Here is a 19,390-nt window from a genome sequence, read left to right as displayed (position 1 = left end):
CCCGAGGTCAGGGGGTGCGCAGCTCGTCGAGGACGCCGAACAGCTCGTCGTCCGTGGCCGCGTCGATGTCGTCGGCGGTGCCCGGCTCGTCGCTCCACCGGGAGAGAAGTTCCTTCAGCCGCAGGGTGATCGCCGTGCGAGCCTCGCCGGTGAACGGCGCCAGCACCGCTTCGAGACGGCCGAGTTCGGCCAGCGCGGGGGCGAGCGCCGGGGCGCCGGCCGAGCCGAACCGGTCGGCGAGGAACGCCGCCAGCGCGGTCGCCGTCGGGTGGTCGAACACCAGCGTCGCGGGCAGCCGCAGGCCGGTCGCCGCCTGCAGCCGGTTGCGCAGCTCGACGGCGGTGAGCGAGTCGAACCCGAGGTCCAGGAACCCGCGTCCCGGCTCGACCGCGCCCGGGCCCGCGTGCCCGAGCACCGCCGCCGCCTGGGCGCGCACGAGCGTGAGCAGCACCCGGTCCCGCTCGTCCGGAGCCAGCCCGGCCAGCCGGCTGCGCAGGGAGGTGTCGCCGGTCGCGGTCCGCCGCAGCGGCGTGCGGACCAGGCCGCGCAGCAGCGGCGGCACCCCCTGGTCACCGCGCACGCGGAGGTCGAGCTGCACCGGCACCAGCACCGGCTCGCCGGTCGCGAGGGCCAGGTCGAACGCCGCCAGGCCGTCCTCGGCGGTGAACGCCCGGGATCCCGTGCGGCGCAGGCGGTCCTGGCCGGTCCGGCCGAGCGTGCCGGTCAGTTCGCTGGTGTCCGCCCACAGCCCCCAGGCCAGCGACTGCGCGGGCAGGCCGTGCGCCCGCCGGTGCCGGGCCAGGGCGTCGAGGCAGGCGTTGGCGGCGGCGTAGTTGCCCTGCCCCGGCGTGCCGAACGTGCCCGCGGCCGAGGAGAACAGCACAAAGGCCGCCAGCTCGCGGTCCCGCGTCAGCTCGTGCAGGTGCCGCGCAGCGTCCACTTTGGCCCGCAGCACCGTGTCGATCCGGTCCGGGGTCAGGGCTTCGACGACGCCGTCGTCCAGTGCGCCCGCCGTGTGCACCACGGCGGCGAGGTCCGGGACGCCGTCGAGGACCTCGGCGAGCCGGGCCCGGTCGCCGACGTCGCACGCGACCACGGTGACCTCCGCACCCAGCGCGGTCAGGCCGGAGACGACGTCCGCCGCGCCGGGAGCGGCGTACCCGCGGCGGCTCACCAGCACGAGCCGCCGGGCGCCGTGGCGCGCGAGGTGGCCGGCGACCAGGCGGCCGAGCGTCCCGGTGCCGCCGGTGATCAGCACGCTGCCGTCGACGGTCCACGGCTCGTCCGGCCCGGCGGGCACCGGAACCAGCCGGGGCACCCGTAGTTGTCCATTTCGGACGGACAGCTGGTTCTCGTCCGGGTCGGCGAGCACCGGGACGTCGTCCGGGTGCTCGAGGTCGAGCAGGACGAACCGCTCCGGGTGCTCGGCCTGCGCCGACCGCACCAGGCCCCAGGCCGCCGCGGCGGCGAGGTCGGGGTCGTCGGCGGTCGCGCCCGACGTCACGAACACGAGCCGCCGCTCCTCGCCGAGCCCGGACTGCAGCCGGTCCAGGACCGCGCCCAGCACTTCGCGGACGTCGCCGCGGGGGACCCGGAAGAACTCGGCGTCCGGCTGCTCGGCGGCCCCGGAAGCGGGGAGCGGCACCCAGTCGACGCGGAACAGCGGACCGGACCGCCGGGCCGCCCGCACCTGGCCGGGCACGACGGGCCGCGAGGTGAGGGCGTCGATCACCGCGACCGGCGCGCCGGATTCGTCGGCGACCTCGACGGTCAGCGTCTCCGGGCCGGACGGCGCGAGCCGCACGCGCAGCGCGGTCGCCCCGGCCGCGTACAGCCGGACCCCGGCCCACGAGAACGGCAGCCGCCCGGTGCCTTCGGCGTTGAGCGAGCCCAGCGCGACGGCGTGCAGGGCCGCGTCGAGCAGGGCCGGGTGCACACCGAACCGCGCGGCCTCGGCGTGGTGCTCACGCGGCAGGGCCACTTCGGCGAACACCTCGTCACCGCGCCGCCAGACGGCCTTGAGTCCCTGGAACACCGGCCCGTACACGAATCCGCGGTCGGCCGCTCGCCCGTAGACGTCGTCGAGCGCGACGGGCTCGGCGTCGGACGGCGGCCACAGCGCGAGCCCGGATGCCGGGGCGGCATCGCCCGGCGCGGCGAACCCGGCCGCGTGCCGCGTCCAGTCGCCGAGCAGGTCGTCCTCCGGGCGCGAGTGCAGCGCGACGGCCCGGCGGCCGTCGTCACCGGCCGCCCCGACGGTGAGCCGGATCCGCACGGCGCCGTCGGACGCCAGCGCGAGCGGCGCCTCCAGGGCCAGCTCTTCCACTTCGGCGCAGCCGGCTTCGGCCGCGGCGTGCAGCGCGAGTTCGACGAACGCGGTGCCGGCGAGCAGGACCGTGCCGTGCACGGCGTGCTCGGCCAGCCACGGGTGCGACCGCAGCGAAAGCCGTCCGGTGAACAGGAAGCCGCCGTCGTCGGGCAGTTCGACCGCCGCCCCGAGCAGCGGGTGCCCGGCCTCGCTGAGGCCCGCGGAGCCGAGGTCGGCGGCGGCCGCCGCGGCCGGGAGCCAGAAGTGGTCGCCTTCGAACGGGTAGGTCGGCAGCGGGACGACGTTCGCGCCGTCGAACGCCTTCGCCCAGCCGGCCGGGACGCCGCGCACGAAGGCCTCGGCGACCGACCGCAGGAAGCGCGCCTTCCCGCCGTCGTCGCGGCGCAGTGAACCGACCGCGACAACCTCGCGGCCCGCGTCCTCCGCCGTCTCCTGCACGGCCGTCGCCAGCACCGGGTGCGGGCTGCACTCGACGAACACGCCGTGGCCGTCGGCGAGCAGCGCGCGCGTCGCCTGCTCGAACTCGACGGTCTGGCGGAGGTTGCAGTACCAGTAACCGGCGTCGAGCTGGGTGGTGTCGGCCGGGCGGCCGGTGACGGTCGAGTAGAACGGCAGCTCCCCCGCCCGCGGCCGCACCGGGGCGAGCACCTCGAGGAGCCGTTCCTCGATGGCTTCGACCTGCTCGGAGTGCGACGCGTAGTCGACCGGGATGCGGCGGGCGCGGACGCCGTCGGCCGCGCAGCCGGCGATGAGGTCGTCGAGGGCTTCGGGTGTGCCGGAGACGACGACCGAGCCGGCCCCGTTGGCGGCGGCGATCGACAGGCCGGTGCCGTCGATCCGCTCGGTCACCGCGGCGACCGGCTGGGCCACCGACACCATGCCGCCCGCACCGGCCAGGCTCGCCAGCTCCCGGCTGCGCATGGCGACGACCCGGGCGGCGTCCTCGAGGGACAGTGCCCCGGCGACGCACGCCGCCGCGATCTCGCCCTGGCTGTGCCCGAGGACCGCCGCGGGCTCGACGCCGTGGGCGCGCCACACCGCGGCCAGCGACACCATCACCGCCCACAGCACGGGTTGCACGACGTCGACCCGCTGGAGCGCGGCTTCGTCGGACAGCACGTCGAGCAGCTTCCAGTCCGCAAAGGACGTCAGCGCGTCGGCGCACTCGCGCATCCGCGCGGCGAAGACCGGCTCGGTTTCGAGGAGCTCCTGCCCCATCCCGGCCCACTGCGCACCCTGGCCGGGGAAGACGAAGACGACCCCGCCGGTGGCCGACGGCGTGCCTTCGACGACCGCCGGGTCCGGCTCGCCCGCGGCCAACGCGGAAAGCCCACGCCGCAGTTCGTCGCCGCGGCCGAGGACGACCGCGCGGTGGTCGAGCACGGTCCGGGTGGTGGCGAGCGAAAACCCGAGGTCGGCCGGGTCGGCGTCGACCTCGCTCAGCTGCGCGGCCCGGGCCCGCAGCGCACCCGGGGTCTTGGCGGACAGCACCCACGGCACCACGCCCGGCGCGGCGGCCGGGGTGCGGGCCGGAGCTTCGGGTGCTTCCTCGAGGATGACGTGCGCGTTCGTGCCGCTCACGCCGAACGACGACACCGCCGCCCGCCGCGGCCGCTCCGCCGAACCGGGCCACGGGCGCGCCTCGGTCAGCAGCTCGACCTCGCCGGCCGCCCAGTCGATGTGCGGCGAGGGCTCGTCGACGTGCAGGGTCTTCGGCAGCTCGCCGTGCCGCAGCGCCTCGACCATCTTGAGCACGCCGGCCACCCCGGAAGCCGCCTGCGCGTGCCCGATGTTCGACTTGACGCTGCCCAGCCACAGCGGCGCCCCCGCCCGGGCCTGGCCGTAGGTGGCCAGGAGCGCCTGCGCCTCGATCGGGTCGCCCAGTTCGGTGCCGGTGCCGTGCGCCTCGACGACGTCGACTTCGGCGGGGGTGAGCCGCGCGTCGGCCAGTGCCCGGCGGATCACGCGCCGCTGGGCGGGACCGCTCGGCGCGGACAGCCCGTTGGACGCGCCGTCCTGGTTGATCGCCGAACCGCGGATCACCGCGAGCACGGTCCGGCCCTTCGCGACCGCGTCCGAAAGGCGTTCCAGCAGCACCACGCCGGCACCCTCGGCCAAGCCCATGCCGTCGGCCGCGGCGGCGAAGGCCTTGCAGCGCCCGTCCGGGGCGACGCCGCGCTGGCGGCTGAACTCGATCAGCACGGCCGGGGTCGACATCACCGTCACGCCACCGGCGAGCGCCATCGTGCACTCGCCGCGCCGCAGGGCCTGCACGGCGAGGTGCAGGGCCACCAGCGACGACGAACACGCCGTGTCGACCGTGACGGCCGGGCCCTCCAGGCCGAGGGTGTAGGCGATCCGTCCGGAAAGGACGCTGCCGGCCTTGCCCGTCACCAGGTGGCCCTCGACGCCTTCGGGCGCGGACTGCATCGCGCCGCCGTAGTCGGAGAACCCGCCGCCGACGAACACGCCCGCCGGCTCGCCGCGCATCGACACCGGGTCGATGCCCGCGCTTTCGAAGGCCTCCCAGCCGATCTCCAGCAGCAGCCGCTGCTGGGGGTCCATGGCCAGCGCCTCGCGCGGGCTGATCGAGAAGAAGCCCGCGTCGAACTTCGCCGCGTCGCGGTAGAACCCGCCGCCGCGGGCGTAGGTCGTGCCCTGGCTGTCCGGGTCGGGGTCGTAGAGCGCCTCGACGTCCCAGCCGCGCTCGGCGGGGAACCCGCCGACGGCGTCCCCGCCCTCGCGGACCAGCCGCCAGAGGTCCGCGGCCGAGCGGACGCCGCCCGGGTAGCGGCAGCCGGTGCCGACGACCGCGATCGCCTCGTGGGCCCGGTCCTCGACGTCGGCGAGCCGCTTGCGGGTGTCGCGCAGGTCGGTGGTGGCCCAGCGGAGGTACTCCCGCAGTTTGCCTTCGGGGGTGTCCATGGTGGTGCTCCTAGGTGCGAAGAGGTCAGGAGGTGCGCAGGCCGTCGAGGACGTCGAACAGCTCGTCGTCGGTCGCTTCGCCGAGGTCGCGCTCCTCGGGCGCGGGTTCGGTGGCGCTCAGCCGGCTCAGCAGGGTCTCCAGCCGCAGGGTCAGTTCGGTGCGCGCCGGGCCGTCGGCGACGCCGTCCCCCAGCGCCGCCTCGAGCCGGTCGAGCTCGGCCAGGCCCGGGGCCTCGTCGCCGGGCAGGAGTTCGGCGAGCACGTGCGCGGCCAGCGCGTGCGCGCTCGGGTGGTCGAAGACGAGCGTGGCCGGCAGCCGCAACCCGGTGGCCGTGGCGAGCCGGTTGCGCAGGTCGACCGCGGTGAGCGAGTCGAACCCGAGCTCCTGGAACGCCTGGGCCGGGTCGAGCGCCGACGGCGAGTCGTGCCCGAGCACGGTCGCCGCGATGCCCCGGACCAGGTCGAGCACGGTCCGTTGCCGCTCGACAACCGACATTGCCAGCAGCCGCTCCCGAAACGCTTCCATCGCGGGAGTAGCGGCCGCGTCGGCCTCGGATTCCGCGGCGAGGATCCGCCGGACGTCGTCGATCCCGCCGAGCAGCGGGCTCGGCCGCGCCGAGGTGAACGCGGCGGTGAACCGCGCCCAGTCGACGTCGGCGACCGCGACGAAGGTGTCGTCGAGGTCGAGCGCCCGCTGCATGCCGCGCATGCCGGCGGCCGGGGCCATCGGCGACAGGCCGTGCCACTCCGGGTTGAGGTTCATCAGGTCCTCGACCACGACACCGTCGTCGAGCACGTGCTGCGCGTCCCACACGCCCCAGGCGATCGAGGTCGCCGTGCGGCCCGCGGCCCGGCGGCGCTCGGCGAGCGCGTCCAGGTAGGCCGAGCCGGCCGCGTAGGCACCGTGGTCACCGCTGCCCCAGACCCCGGCGATCGAGGAGAAGAGCACGAAGGCGTCGAGGTCCCGCTCGGCGAACAGCTCGTCCAGGTGAGCGGCCCCGGCGACCTTGGCCGCGAGGACGTCGGCGAACTCGTCCACAGTGGACTCGGCGAGCGCGGTGAGCCGGATCAGCGCGGCGGCGTGCACGACCGACCGGATCGGCCCGTGGTCGGCTTCGGTCTTCTCGACCAGCGTGGCCAGGGCGTCCCGGTCGGCGACGTCGCAGGCCACGACGGTGACGCCGACGCCCGCCTCGGTGAGTTCCGCGGCCAGCTCGGTCATCCCGGCCGCCGCACTCCCCCGGCGGCTGGTCAGCACCAGGTGCTCCGCCCCGCCTTCGGCGAGCTTCCGGGCGATCACCGGGCCGAGGGCCCCGGTGGCGCCGGTGACCAGCACGGTGCCGCGCGGACGCCACGGAGCCGGGACGGCGGTCGGCCGCGCGTCCCTCACCAGACGACGGCCGAAGACGCCATCGCCACGCAGGGCGACCTGGTCTTCGGCGCCCCGGCCGGTGATCGTGGCGAGGCAGCGGTGCAGGGCTTCTTCGTTTGGCGTCGGCGGGAGGTCGACCAGTCCGCCCCAGCGCTGGGGCTGTTCGAGGCCGAGGACGCGGCCGAAGCCCCAGGTTTGGGCCTGGACGGGGTCGGGCGGGAGGTCGGTTGCGCTTGTGCGTACCGCGCCGCGGGTGACGCACCACAGGGGTGCGGTGATTCCGGCTTCGGTCAGGGTCTGGGAGAGGACGAGGGTCGCGACGAGCCCCGCGGTGACTCCCGGCCGGAGCTCACTCCGGTCGGAGGCGAGGAGGGAGACGACGCCGGTGAACCCACCGTTCAGTGCACCGCCCGGCGCTGCGAACTCACCAGATAGTCCACTGGCCCCCGTGACCACAACCTCGTGACCCTGCCGGACGAACTCCGCGATGACCGGGTCGTCACCACCGTCCGGCGTCACGAACAGCCAGCGGCCCGGCTCGCCCGCGACCGGCTCGGCGACCCGCTCCCACTCGACCGTGTAGCGCATCGAGTCCACAGCGGACTGCTCCGCCCGATCGGCCCGCCAGCGCGCGAGCGCGGGCAGCACCGTGGCCACGGCGTCACGATCGACGTCCAGGACCGCGGCCAGCCCGGCCGGGTCACCCGACTCGACCGCGGACCAGAACCCGGCGTCTTCCGCGGCCACCGCGGCGGGCAGCTGGAAGTCGAGCCAGAACCGCTGGTGACGGAACGGGTAGACCGGCAGGTCGACCCGGCGGCCACCAGGGAACACGCCCGCCCAGTCGACCGGCACGCCGACGACGGACAGCTCCGCCGCCGACAGCAGGACCCGGTCGGCGCCGCCGGCACCGCGCCGGAGCGTGCCGCCCGTGATGGCCGCGCGTTCGGCGCGGTCCGCCGTCTCGCCGATCGCCATGGTCAGCACCGGGTGCGGGCTGCACTCGACGAACACGCCGTGCCCGGACTCCAGCAACGCCCGCGTGGCCCGTTCGAACTCCACCGTCTGCCGCAGGTTCCGGTACCAGTACCCGGCGTCGAGCGCGGTCGTGTCGATCAGCTCGCCGGTCACCGTCGAGTAGAACGGCACGCTGCCCGCCACCGGCGTCACCGGTGCCAGCAGGACCCGCAGCCTGTCCTCTATGCGAGACACGTGTCCGGAGTGCGAGGCATAGTCCACCGGAATCCGGCGGACGCGCACCCCGTCGGCGACGCAGTTGTCCTGGAACCGGGTCAGCTCGTCCGCTCCACCGGACACGACGACCGACTCCGGGCCGTTGACCGCGGCGACCGACAGGTCGGCGTAGTCCGCCAGCCGGGCGCGGACGGCGTCGGCGCCGAGCGCGACCGAGACCATCCCGCCCTGCCCGGCCAGTTCCCGGATCGCCTGGCTGCGCAGCGCCACCACGCGCGCGGCGTCGTCCAGCGTCAACGCCCCGGCGACGCAGGCCGCGGCGATCTCGCCCTGGCTGTGCCCGAGCACCGCGTCCGGCCGGACGCCGAGCGACTCCCAGACCGCGGCGAGCGACACGAGAATCGCCCACAGCACCGGCTGGACGACGTCGACCCGCTCGATCGGCTCGCGCTCGCGCACGACGTCGAGCACCGAGAAGTCCACATAGGACGCCAGCGCGGCCGCGCACTCGGCCATCCGGCCGGCGAACACCGGCGACGAGCCGAGCAGGTCGGCGGCCATGCCGGTCCACTGGGAACCCTGGCCGGGGAAGACGAACACGACCTTCCCGGGGGTACCGGCGACGCCTTCCGCGACACCGGGCCCGGCCGTTCCCTCGGCCATAGCCTGCAGCCGGTCCCGCAGCTCGGCGGCGTCCCGGCCGACGACGACGGCCCGGTGCGAGAACCCGGACCGCGTCGTCGCCAGGGAGAACCCGACGTCGGCGGGGTCGCAACCGTCCACCCGGGACAGCAGGTTCGCGGCCTGGTCCCGCAGCGCGTCGGCGGTGCGGGCCGAGAGCACCCACGGCACCGCGGGCAGCGCAACCGGCTCGGCGGCGGAAAGTGCCGGGTCCGGGGCCTGTTCGAGGATCAGGTGGGCGTTGGTGCCGCTGACGCCGAACGACGACACCCCGGCGCGGCGCTTCTCACGCACCGGCCACGGGCGCGGCTCGGTGAGCAGCTCGACCGAACCCGCCGTCCAGTCGATGTGCGTCGAGCGCTCCTCGGCGTGCAGGGTGCGCGGCAGGACACCGTGACGCAGGGCCATGACCATCTTGATCACCCCCGCCACCCCCGAGGCGGCCTGCGTGTGGCCGATGTTCGACTTGACCGACCCCAGCCACAACGGCGTCTCGCGGTCCTGCCCGTAGGTCGCGAGCAGCGCCTGCGCCTCGATCGGGTCGCCCAGGGACGTCCCGGTGCCGTGCGCCTCGACGGCGTCCACATCGGACGGACGCAGCCCGGCCGCGCCCAGGGCCTGACGGATCACCCGCTGCTGGGACGGCCCGTTCGGCGCGGTCAGACCGTTGGACGCGCCGTCGGAGTTGACCGCCGAGCCGCGGATCACCGCGAGCACCGGGTGGCCGTTGCGCTGGGCGTCGGACAGTCGTTCCAGGACGACCATGCCGATGCCCTCGGCCATGCCCATCCCGTCGGCGGCGGCGGAGAACGCCTTGCAGCGGCCGTCGCGGGCGAGCCCGCGCTGGCGGCTGAACAGCACGAACGGCGCCGGCGACGCCATCACGGTCACCCCGCCCGCCAGCGCGAGTTCGGACTCCCCCGCCCGCAGCGACTGCCCGGCCATGTGCAGCGCCACCAGCGACGACGAGCACGCCGTGTCGAGGGTGACGGCCGGGCCTTCGGTGCCGTAGGTGTAAGCCAGCCGCCCGGCCGTGACGCTCATCGAGGTGCCGGTGAGCAGGTGGCCTTCGGTGCCTTCCGGCGGCTCGGCGAGACCGGCGCCGTAGGACGACGAGCTCGCGCCGACGAACACGCCGGTGCGGCTGCCGCGCAGCGCGGCCGGGGTGATGCCGGCGGCTTCGAACGCTTCCCACGACGTCTCGAGCAGCAGCCGCTGCTGCGGGTCCATCGCGAGCGCTTCGCGCGGGCTGATCCCGAAGAACGCGGGGTCGAAGTCCGCGACGCCGTCGAGGAAACCGCCTTCGCGGACGTACGTCTTGCCCGGGGCGTCCGGGTCGGGGTCGAAGAGGCCGTCGAGGTCCCACCCGCGGTCGGCCGGGAACCCGGAGATGCCTTCGCCGCCCGCGTCGAGCATGCGCCAGAGGTCCTCGGGCGAGCCGACCCCGCCGGGGAACCGGCAGCTCATCGCGACGATCGCGATGGGCTCGTCGGACGCGGTGACGACGACCGGTGCGTCGGTGGCCTGCTCGCCGCCGAGTTCGGTGGTGAGGTGGCGGGCCAGCCCCTCGGGGCTCGGGTAGTCGAACACGAGGGTCGCGGGCAGCCGCAGCCCGGTGGCCGCCTGGAGGCGGTTGCGCAGCTCGATGGCGGTGACCGAGTCGAAGCCGAGGTCCCGGAACGCGCGGCCGGCGTCGACCTCGGCGCCGGAGTCGTAGCCGAGCACGGCCGCGACCTGCGTGCGGACGACGTCGAGGAGGTCGGTCACGACTTCCGGCGTGGCCTCGGCGACGAGCCGCCGGACCTCGGGGATCTCGCGGAACAGCGGGCTCGGCGTGCCGGACACGGCGACGACGCGGGCCCAGTCGATGTCGACGACGACGGCGCTGGTCTCGTCGTGGTCGAGCACCCGCTGCAGGGCCGCGATCGCCAGGTCCGGGTCCATCGCCGGGACGCCGCGGGAGAGCATGCGTTCTTCGACGGCGCCGGTCGCCATGCCCCCGGCGGCCCAGTGGCCCCAGACGACGGCGGTCGCGGGCAGGCCCTCCGCCCGACGGCGGCGCGCGAGGGCGTCGACGAAGGCGTTGCCGGGCGCGTAGTTGCCCTGGCCGGCGGCGCCGAACATGCCGCCGAAGGACGAGAACAGCACGAAGGCGTCGAGGTCGCCGGTCAGCTCGTGCAGGTTCAGCGCGGCTTCGGCCTTGACCCGCAGCACGTGGTCGACCTGCTCGAGGCTGAGCTGGTCGAGGAGGGCGTCGTCGAGGGCGGCGGCCGTGTGCACGACGGCGGTCAGCGGCCGCTCGGCCGGGATGCCCGCCAGCAGCTCGGCGAGCTTCGCGCGGTCGGCCAGGTCCACCGTGGACACGCTGACGCCGGTGTGTTCCGCCAGCTCGGCGACCAGCTCCGGCGCGCCGGGCGCGTCGAGCCCGCGGCGTCCGGTGAGGATGATGTGTTCGGCCCCGCCCCGGGCGAGCCAGCGCGCGACGTGCGCGCCGAGCGCGCCGGTACCGCCGGTGACCAGCACGGTTCCCGAGGGCCGCCAGGTGTGGGTGCTCTCGCTGTCGGTCGCGTGGGCGAGCCGCCGGGCCAAGGTGCCGGAGGCCCGGACGGCCAGCTGGTCCTCCCCGCCGGGCTTGGCGAGCACGGCACTGACCCGATCGGCGGCCGTGGCGTCCGGTGTTTGCGGGAGGTCGATCAGGCCACCCCAGCGGCCGGGGTGTTCCTGCCCGACGACCGGGCCGAGGCCCCAGACGAGCGCCTGCTCGGGATCCTCGACGGGATCGGCGGGCCCGGTGCTCAGGGCCCCGCGGGTCGTCACCCACAGGGGTGCCTCGACCCCGGCATCGCCGAGGGCTTGGACGAGCGTGACCGTGGCGGCATGGGCGAGCGGGACGGCGGGGTACCGCGGGTGCCGCCCGGGTGCGGAGGCGAGCAGGGAGAGGACGCCGGAGGTCTCGCCGTGGCCGGTGAGCAGGGCGGCGAGGGTGGTGCGGTCGGTGGCCGGGTCGACGGGGATGCGCACGACCTCGGCGCCGTGGCTGGTCAGGGCGGTTTCGAGGGCCTCGGCCCAACCAGCGCCTTCCTGCGGAACCAGCAACAGCCAACGGCCCCCCAGCCTCTCCGACGCCGTCTTCACCGGTTGCCACGTCACGCGGTAGCGCCAGCCATCCACAGTGGACTTTTCCCGCCCGCGCCGCCGCCAGGACGACAGCACCGGCAGCACCGACCCCAGAGCCTCCCGCTGCTGCTCGTCCGCCTCCAAGCCGAGGGCACTCAAGTCCGCGCGTTCCACCGCGGCCCAGAACCGATCGTCGACCGGGTCCGTCGAGCGTGGCTCCGGGTCGCTCGGCCAGAACCGGCGGTGGCGGAACGGGTAAGTCGGCAACCCGACCCGCGCCGCACCGGTCCCCCGGAACACCACCGGCCAGTCGACCGGGACCCCCGCCACGAAGGCCTCCGCCAGGGACCGCGTCAGGCGGTCGGCGCCGCCGTCGTCGCGGCGGAGCGTGCCTGTGGCCACGATCGCCCGGTCCGCCGCGTCGGCGGTCTCCTCGATCCCCGCCGTCAGCACCGGGTGGGCACTGCACTCGACGAACGCCGTGTGCCCGCCCGCCAGCAACCCGTTCACCGCCTGGTCGAACCGCACCGGCTCCCGCAGGTTGCGGTACCAGTACGCCGCATCCAGCGACGCCGTGTCCAGCACCTCGCCGGTCACCGCGGAAACGAACGGGATCCGCCCGGCCCGGGGCCGCACCGGCGCCAACACCGCGGCCAGCTCGTCGGCCAGCAGCGAAACCTGAGCGGAGTGCGACGCATAGTCGACGGCGATCCGCCGCGCCCGCACGTCCACCGCGGCCAGCAGCTCATCGAGCGCCTCGGCCTCGCCGGACACCACGACCGACGACGGCCCGTTGACCGCGGCGATCGAGATCCGCTCACCCCACGGCGCGATCAGCTCTTCCGCCCGCGCAGGCGAAACACCCAGCGAAACCATCCCCCCGAGGCCGGAAAGCCGGAGGATCGCCCTGCTCCGCAGCGCAACCACCCGAGCACCGTCCTCAAGAGACAGCCCACCCGAGACGACGGCGGCCGCGATCTCCCCCTGGGAGTGACCCACCACAGCGGCGGGCTCGACACCGTAGGACTGCCACACCGAAGCCAGCGACACCATCACCGCCCACAGCGCAGGCTGCACGACGTCGACCCGCTCCAACGCCGAAGCGTCGGAGAGCACGTCCAGCAGATCCCAGTCCACCGAGGAGGACAGAGCCGACGCACACTCGGCCATCCGGGCCGCGAACACCGGCGACGACTCGAGCAGCGAAAGCCCCATGCCGACCCACTGGGAGCCCTGGCCGGGGAACACGAACACCACCCGGCGGCCCGGCCGGGCAACGCCGGTGACGACGTCCGCGGGCGCGCCGCCGTCGGCGAACGCCCGGGCCGCGTCCGCGTGCCCGTCGAGGACGACCGCGCGGTGCTCGAACACCGCCCGGGTCGTGGCCAGCGAAAACCCGACGTCCAAGGCGTCACCGAGAGGCACACGTGCTGCCTGCGCCCGCAGCGCGTCCTCCGTCCGGGCCGACAGCACCCAAGGCACCACCGGAGGCACTGTCCGCTCAGCGGACGGAGAGAAAGCGGGAGCGGCTTCCAGGATCACGTGCGCGTTGGTCCCGCTGATCCCGAACGACGAAACCGCCGCACGACGCGGCCGCCCCGTCTCCGGCCACGGCGAAGGCGACGACAGCAGCCGGATCGCGCCGGACGACCAGTCCACGTGCGGAGTGGGCGTCGACGCGTGCAGCGTGCGCGGCACCGTGTCGTGGCCGAGCGCGAGCACCATCTTGACCACGCCGGCGACCCCGGCGGCGGCCTGCGCGTGCCCGATGTTGGACTTCACCGAGCCGAGCAGCAACGGGTGCGCGCGGTCCTGGCCGTAGGTGGCCAGGAGCGCGTCCGCCTCGATCGGGTCACCCAGCGACGTCCCGGTGCCGTGCGCCTCGACGACGTCCACATCGGACGGTGCAAGCCCGGCGTTCGCCAGCGCCGCCCGGATGACACGCTGCTGCGACGGCCCGTTCGGCGCGGTCAGGCCGTTGGACGCGCCGTCCTGGTTGACCGCGGTACCGCGGACGACCGCGAGCACCGGGTGGCCGAGCCGCTGCGCGTCGGAGAGGCGCTCGACCAGCAGCATGCCGACGCCCTCGGCCCAGCCGGCGCCGTCCGCGTCGGCGGAGAACGCCTTGCACCGGCCGTCCCGCGAGAGGCCGCGCTGGTGCGAGAACTCGACGAACGTGCCGGGCGTGGCCATCACCGTCGCGCCGCCGGCCAGCGCCATCGTGCACTCCCCCGAGCGCAGCGACTGGACGGCCAGGTGCAGCCCGACCAGCGACGACGAGCACGCCGTGTCGACCGTGACGGCCGGCCCCTCGAGCCCGAAGGTGTAGGCGATCCGGCCCGAGGCGACGCTGCCGGAGTTGCCGACGCCGAGGAAGCCTTCGACGTCGTCGGGGCCCTCGGACAGCCGGGCGCCGTAGTCGTGGTACATCAGCCCGGCGAACACGCCGGTGCGGCTGCCGCGCACGGCCGCCGGGTCGATCCCGGCCCGCTCGAACGCCTCCCACGCCGCTTCGAGCAGCAGGCGGTGCTGCGGGTCCATGGCCAGCGCTTCGCGCGGCGAGATGCCGAAGAAGCCGGGGTCGAAGTCGGCCGCGCCGTCGAGGAACCCGCCCGCGCGGACGTAGGTCTTCCCGGCCTGGGGCTCGGGGGCGTAGAGCGCGTCGACGTCCCAGCCGCGGTCGGCGGGGAACTCGGTGATGGCGTCGCCGCCGTCTTCCAGGAGCCGCCAGAGGTCCTCCGGCGAGGTGACGCCACCGGGGAAGCGGCAGCTCATCCCGACGATGGCGATCGGCTCGTTCGACGCGGCGGTCGTCGTCACCGCGACCGAGGCCGCCGCCCCGCCGAGCTCCGAACGGAGGAACGCGGCGAGCGCGGCCGGGGTCGGGTGGTCGAAGACGAGCGCGGCGGGCAACCGCAGCCCGGTCGCCGCCGACAGCCGGTTGCGCAGGTCGACAGCGGTCAGGGAGTCGAACCCCAGATCGCGGAACGCCATCGATGTGTCCACTGTGGACACCTCGGCGTGGCCGAGCACGACCGCGACGTGGGTCCGGACGATCTCGGTGAGCACGCGCTCGCCTTCGGTGTCGTCGAGCCCGGCCAGCCGCGTCCGCAGCCCCGGATCGACCGCGGCCGCCCGCGCCGGCACCAGCTTGCGCAGGATCGGCGGCACCGGCTGGTCACGCAGGGCGGAAACGTTCAGCTTCACCGGCACGAGCACCGCGTCGGCCAGCGTGCGGGCGGTGTCGAACAGCGCCATGCCCTGCTCGTCCGGCAGCGGCGGGAACCCGGCGCGGGCCATCCGCCGCCGGTCGGCGTCGGTCATCGCGCCGGTGATGCCGCCGCTGCGCGCCCACAGGCCCCAGGCCAGCGACTGCGCACCCGGCCGACGTAGAGCGAGGGCGTCGAGGACCGCGTTCGCGGCGGCGTACGCACCCTGCCCGGCGCTGCCGAGCGTCCCGGTCGCCGAGGAGAACAGCACGAACGTCGGCGCGTCGGTGAGTTCGTCCAAGGTGAGGGCGGCGTCTACTTTGGACCCCAAGACGCGTTCGAAGTGCTCCGCGGTCAGCGACTCCACGACGCCGTCGGCGAGCGCGCCCGCCGCGTGCACGACGGCGGTGACGTGCTCACCGGCGAGAACGGCGGCGAGCTGCTCGCGGTCGGCGACGTCGCACCGGACGATCCGGACGTCGGCGTCGAGGTTGTCGAGTCCGGGGTTCGCGGCGCCGGTGCGGCTGGTGAGCAGCAGGTGGCGGGCACCGTGGGTGGTCACCAGGTGCCGGGCCAGCAGCGAGCCGAGCGCGCCGGTGCCGCCGGTGATCAGGACGGTGCCGCTGACGTCGAACGCGGGCGCCGCCTCGGCGTCCGGCTGGTCGGCGCGGACCAGCCGCGGCGCGAGGACCACGCCGTCGCGCAGCGCGACCTCGGGCTCTTCCCCGGCGGCGAGGACCGCGACCAGCGGGGTGACGTCGTCGGTGTCGGTGTCGGTGTCGGCGAGCAGGAACCGGTCCGGGTGCTCGGCGCGGACCGAGCGGACCAGGCCCCAGACGGCCGCGGCCGCGGGGTCGTCGCCGGTGGTCGCGCCGCGGGTGACGAACACCAGGCGACCGTCGGCCTCGGCCAGGTGCGCCTGGATCGTCTCGAGAGCGTGAGCCAGGACGCGCCGGACGCTGCCGCCGACGTCGGCGGGGTCGCCCGTGACGTGGACCAGCTTCAGGTCCGTGTCACCGTGGGCGGGCACCGCGACCGGTGTCCATTCGGGGCGGAACAGCGAGTCGGCGACGAGCTGTTGCGCCGCGAGGGGACGCAGGACCAGCGACGCGACGCTCGCCACGGCCACCCCGGCCGAGTCGGCGACGTCGAGGGCCACGGCGTCGTCCCCGGCCGGCCGGATCCGCACGCGCAGCGCGGCCGGGCCGCCCGCCCGCAGGACCGCGCCGGACCACGCGAACGGCATCAGGGCGCGGTCCCCGCCGCCGAGGGCCGCGGCCTGCAGGGCCGCGTCGAGCAGTGCCGGGTGCAGCCCGAACCGGGCCGCCTCGGTCGCGCTCCCGGCCGGGAGCGCGACCTCGGCGTAGATCTCCTCGCCGAGGCGCCACGCCGCGCGCAGCCCGCGGAACGCCGGGCCGTACGCGAAGCCCTGGGCGGCGAACCGGTCGTGCAGGCCCTCGATGTCGATGGGCTCGGCCCCGGTGGGCGGCCAGGTCAGCAGGTCCGTGCCCGCCGGCTCGGGGCCGCCCAGCACGCCGCTCGCGTGCCGGGTCCAGCCGTCGTCGGCGGCGCGGCTGAACACGCCGACCGTGCGCCGGCCGGTGCCGTCGGGCGCGCCGACCGAGACCTGGACCTCGAGGGCGCCCTGCTCGGGCAGCACCAGCGGCGCTTCCAGGACGAGGTCCTCGACGACCCGGCCGCCGGTCTCCTGCGCGGCCCGCGCGGCGAGTTCGAGCATCGCCGTGCCGGGCAGGATGACCGTGCCCCGCACGACGTGGTCGGCCAGCCACGGGTGCGACCGCGCCGAAAGCCGTCCGGTGAACAGGTAGCCGTCGCCGTCGGCGAGGGCGACGACCGCGCCGAGCAGCGGGTGCCCGGCCGAACCGAGCCCGGCGACGTCGCCGGTCACGGCCGGGGCGTCGAGCCAGAACGGCGTGCGCTGGAACGGGTAGGTCGGCAGCTCGACGCCGGTCGCGTCGACGCCGTCGAACTCCCGTGCCCAGTCGACGTCGACACCGTGGCTGAAGGCGGCGCCGATCGAAGTGAGCAGCCGGGCCCGGCCGCCTTCGCCGCGGCGGAGGGTGCCGACGGCGGTTTCGTCGAGACCGGGGACGAGCACCGGGTGCGGGCTGCACTCGACGAAGACCGGCTTGCCGCCGAACGGCCGGATCGTCCGGTCGAAGTGGACGGTCCGGCGCAGGTTGCGGTACCAGTAGGCGGCGTCGAGCGCGGCGGTGTCGAGCAGCTCGCCGGTGACAGTCGAGTGGAACGGGACGTCGCCGGTGCGCGGGCGGATCGGCGCCAGTGCCTCGAGCAGCTCGGCCTCGATGGCCTCGACGTGCGCGGAGTGCGACGCGTAGTCGACGGCGATCCGCTTGGCCGGGACGTCCTGGGTCATCAGCTCGTCGAGGGCGCCGGCGTCGCCGGAGACGACGACCGAGGACGGGCCGTTGACCGCGGCGATCGAGAGGCGCTCGCCCCACGGCGCGATGAGCTGTTCCGCGCGTTCCACGGGAACGGTCAGCGAGACCATGCCGCCCTTGCCGGACAACGCGAGCAACGCCTGGCTCCGCAGCGCGACGACGCGCGCGCCGTCCTCAAGGGACAGTCCACCCGCGACCACGGCGGCGGCGATCTCCCCCTGGGAGTGGCCGACGACGGCGGCGGGTTCGACGCCGGAGGAGCGCCAGACCTCGGCGAGCGACACCATCACGGCCCACAGCGCGGGCTGCACGACGTCGACCCGCTGCAGGTCACCGTCGAGGACCTCCAGGAGGTTCCAGTCCACGAACTTCTCCAGCGCCGTGGCGCACTCCGCCATCCGCGCCGCGAAGACCGGCGACGTTTCGAGGAGTTCCCGGCCCATCCCGGTCCACTGCGACCCCTGGCCGGGGAAGACGAACACGGCGCGGCGCGAGCCGCGGGCGACCTGGGCGCCGACGCCCTGTTCGGCCAGGGCGGTCAGCCCGGCCCGCAGCTCCCCGGCCACGACGGCCCGGTGCTCGAACAGCTGCCGCGACCGGACGAGCGCGGCCCCGACGGCCGCGGTGTCGCCGTCCACCAGGGACAGGAGGTTCCGCGCCTGAGCGCGTAGAGCCGGTTCACTGCGCGCCGAGAGCACCCACGGCACGACCGACGGCGACCCGGCGGGCTCGGGTTCGGAGCGCGGCCGGGCTTCCAGGATGACGTGCGCGTTCGTGCCGCTGACCCCGAACGACGACACGCCCGCCCGCCGGACGTCCCCGGTCTCCGGCCACGCCACGGTGTCGGTGAGCAGCTCGACGGACCCGGCCGACCAGTCGACGTGCGGTGAAGGCGCGTCGACGTGCAGCGTCTTCGGCAGCACGCCGTGGCGCATCGCCTGGACCATCTTGATCATCCCGCCGACGCCGGCGGCGGCCTGCGTGTGCCCGATGTTGGACTTCAGCGACCCCAGCCACAGCGGCCGCTCGCGGTCCTGGCCGTACGTCGCGAGCAGCGCCTCGGCCTCGATCGGGTCGCCCAGCGACGTCCCGGTGCCGTGCGCCTCGACGACGTCCACATCGGACGGCGCGAGGCCCGCATTGGCCAGTGCCACCCGGATCACGCGCTGCTGCGCGGGGCCGTTGGGCGCGGTCATGCCGTTGGACGCGCCGTCCTGGTTGACGGCGGTGCCGCGGACCACGGCCAGGATCGGATGACCGAGCCGTTCGGCGTCGGAAAGCCGTTCCAGCAGCAGGATCCCGGCGCCCTCGGCCCAGCTGGTGCCGTCGGCGGCGGCCGCGAACGCCTTGCAGCGGCCGTCCGGCGCCAGGGCCCGCTGGCGGCTGAACTCGATCAGCGCGGACGGCGTCGCCATCACCGACACGCCCCCGGCCAGAGCCAGGGTGCAGTCGCCTTGGCGCAGCGCCTGCGCGGCCAGGTGGACGGCGACCAGCGACGACGAACACGCCGTGTCGACGGTGACCGCGGGCCCTTCGAGCCCGAAGGTGTAGGCGACGCGGCCGGAGGCGACGCTGCCCGCGCTGCCGTTGCCCAACAGGCCTTCGAAGCCCTCGGGCACCTCGTACATGCGGCCCGCGTAGTCGTTGTACATCACGCCGGCGAACACGCCGGTGCGGCTGCCGCGCACCGCGTCCATGGTCAGCCCGGCGCGTTCGAACGCCTCGTACGACACCTCGAGGAGCAGCCGCTGCTGCGGGTCGATGGCCAGCGCGTCCCGCGGGCTGATGCCGAAGAACGCCGGGTCGAACTGGTCGGCGTCGTGCAGGAAACCGCCTTCGCGGGTGTAGACCTTGCCCGGCCGGTCGGGGTCCGGGTCGTACAGGCCGGCCAGGTCCCAGCCGCGGCGGGCGGGGAAGCCGGTGACGGCGTCGTCGCCGCGGGCGACGAGGTCCCACAGCTCGTCGGGCGAGCCGGCGCCGCCGGGGTAGCGGCAGCTCATCCCGATGACGGCGATCGGCTCGCCGGCCGCCGCTTCGAGCCGCCGGTTGAGCTCCCGCAGCCGGTCGCTCTCCTTGAGCGACGCGCGCAGGGCTTCGACGATCTTGTCCGGTGATGTGGCCATGGTGTGGGCTCCGCAGG

At 75.1% G+C, this 19,390-nt stretch carries 1 protein-coding gene and 1 pseudogene; both read right to left on the bottom strand.

The window, feature by feature from the left end; genetic code table 11:
* Nucleotides 1–7 precede the first annotated feature (7 nt).
* On the bottom strand, nucleotides 8–5,254 hold the full coding sequence (locus ACH54P_RS39900) for a type I polyketide synthase (RefSeq protein WP_489908459.1): 5,247 nt from the start codon (nucleotides 5,252–5,254) through the stop codon (nucleotides 8–10).
* A 25-nt stretch (nucleotides 5,255–5,279) separates the two neighbouring features.
* Nucleotides 5,280–19,364 (bottom strand): annotated as a pseudogene (locus ACH54P_RS39895) (type I polyketide synthase); the annotation flags it as partial.
* Nucleotides 19,365–19,390: the final 26 nt, after the last annotated feature.

The organism is Amycolatopsis sp. N2S4-7, from assembly GCF_058119595.1.
This window is presented reverse-complemented; position numbering and strand designations above follow the sequence as displayed.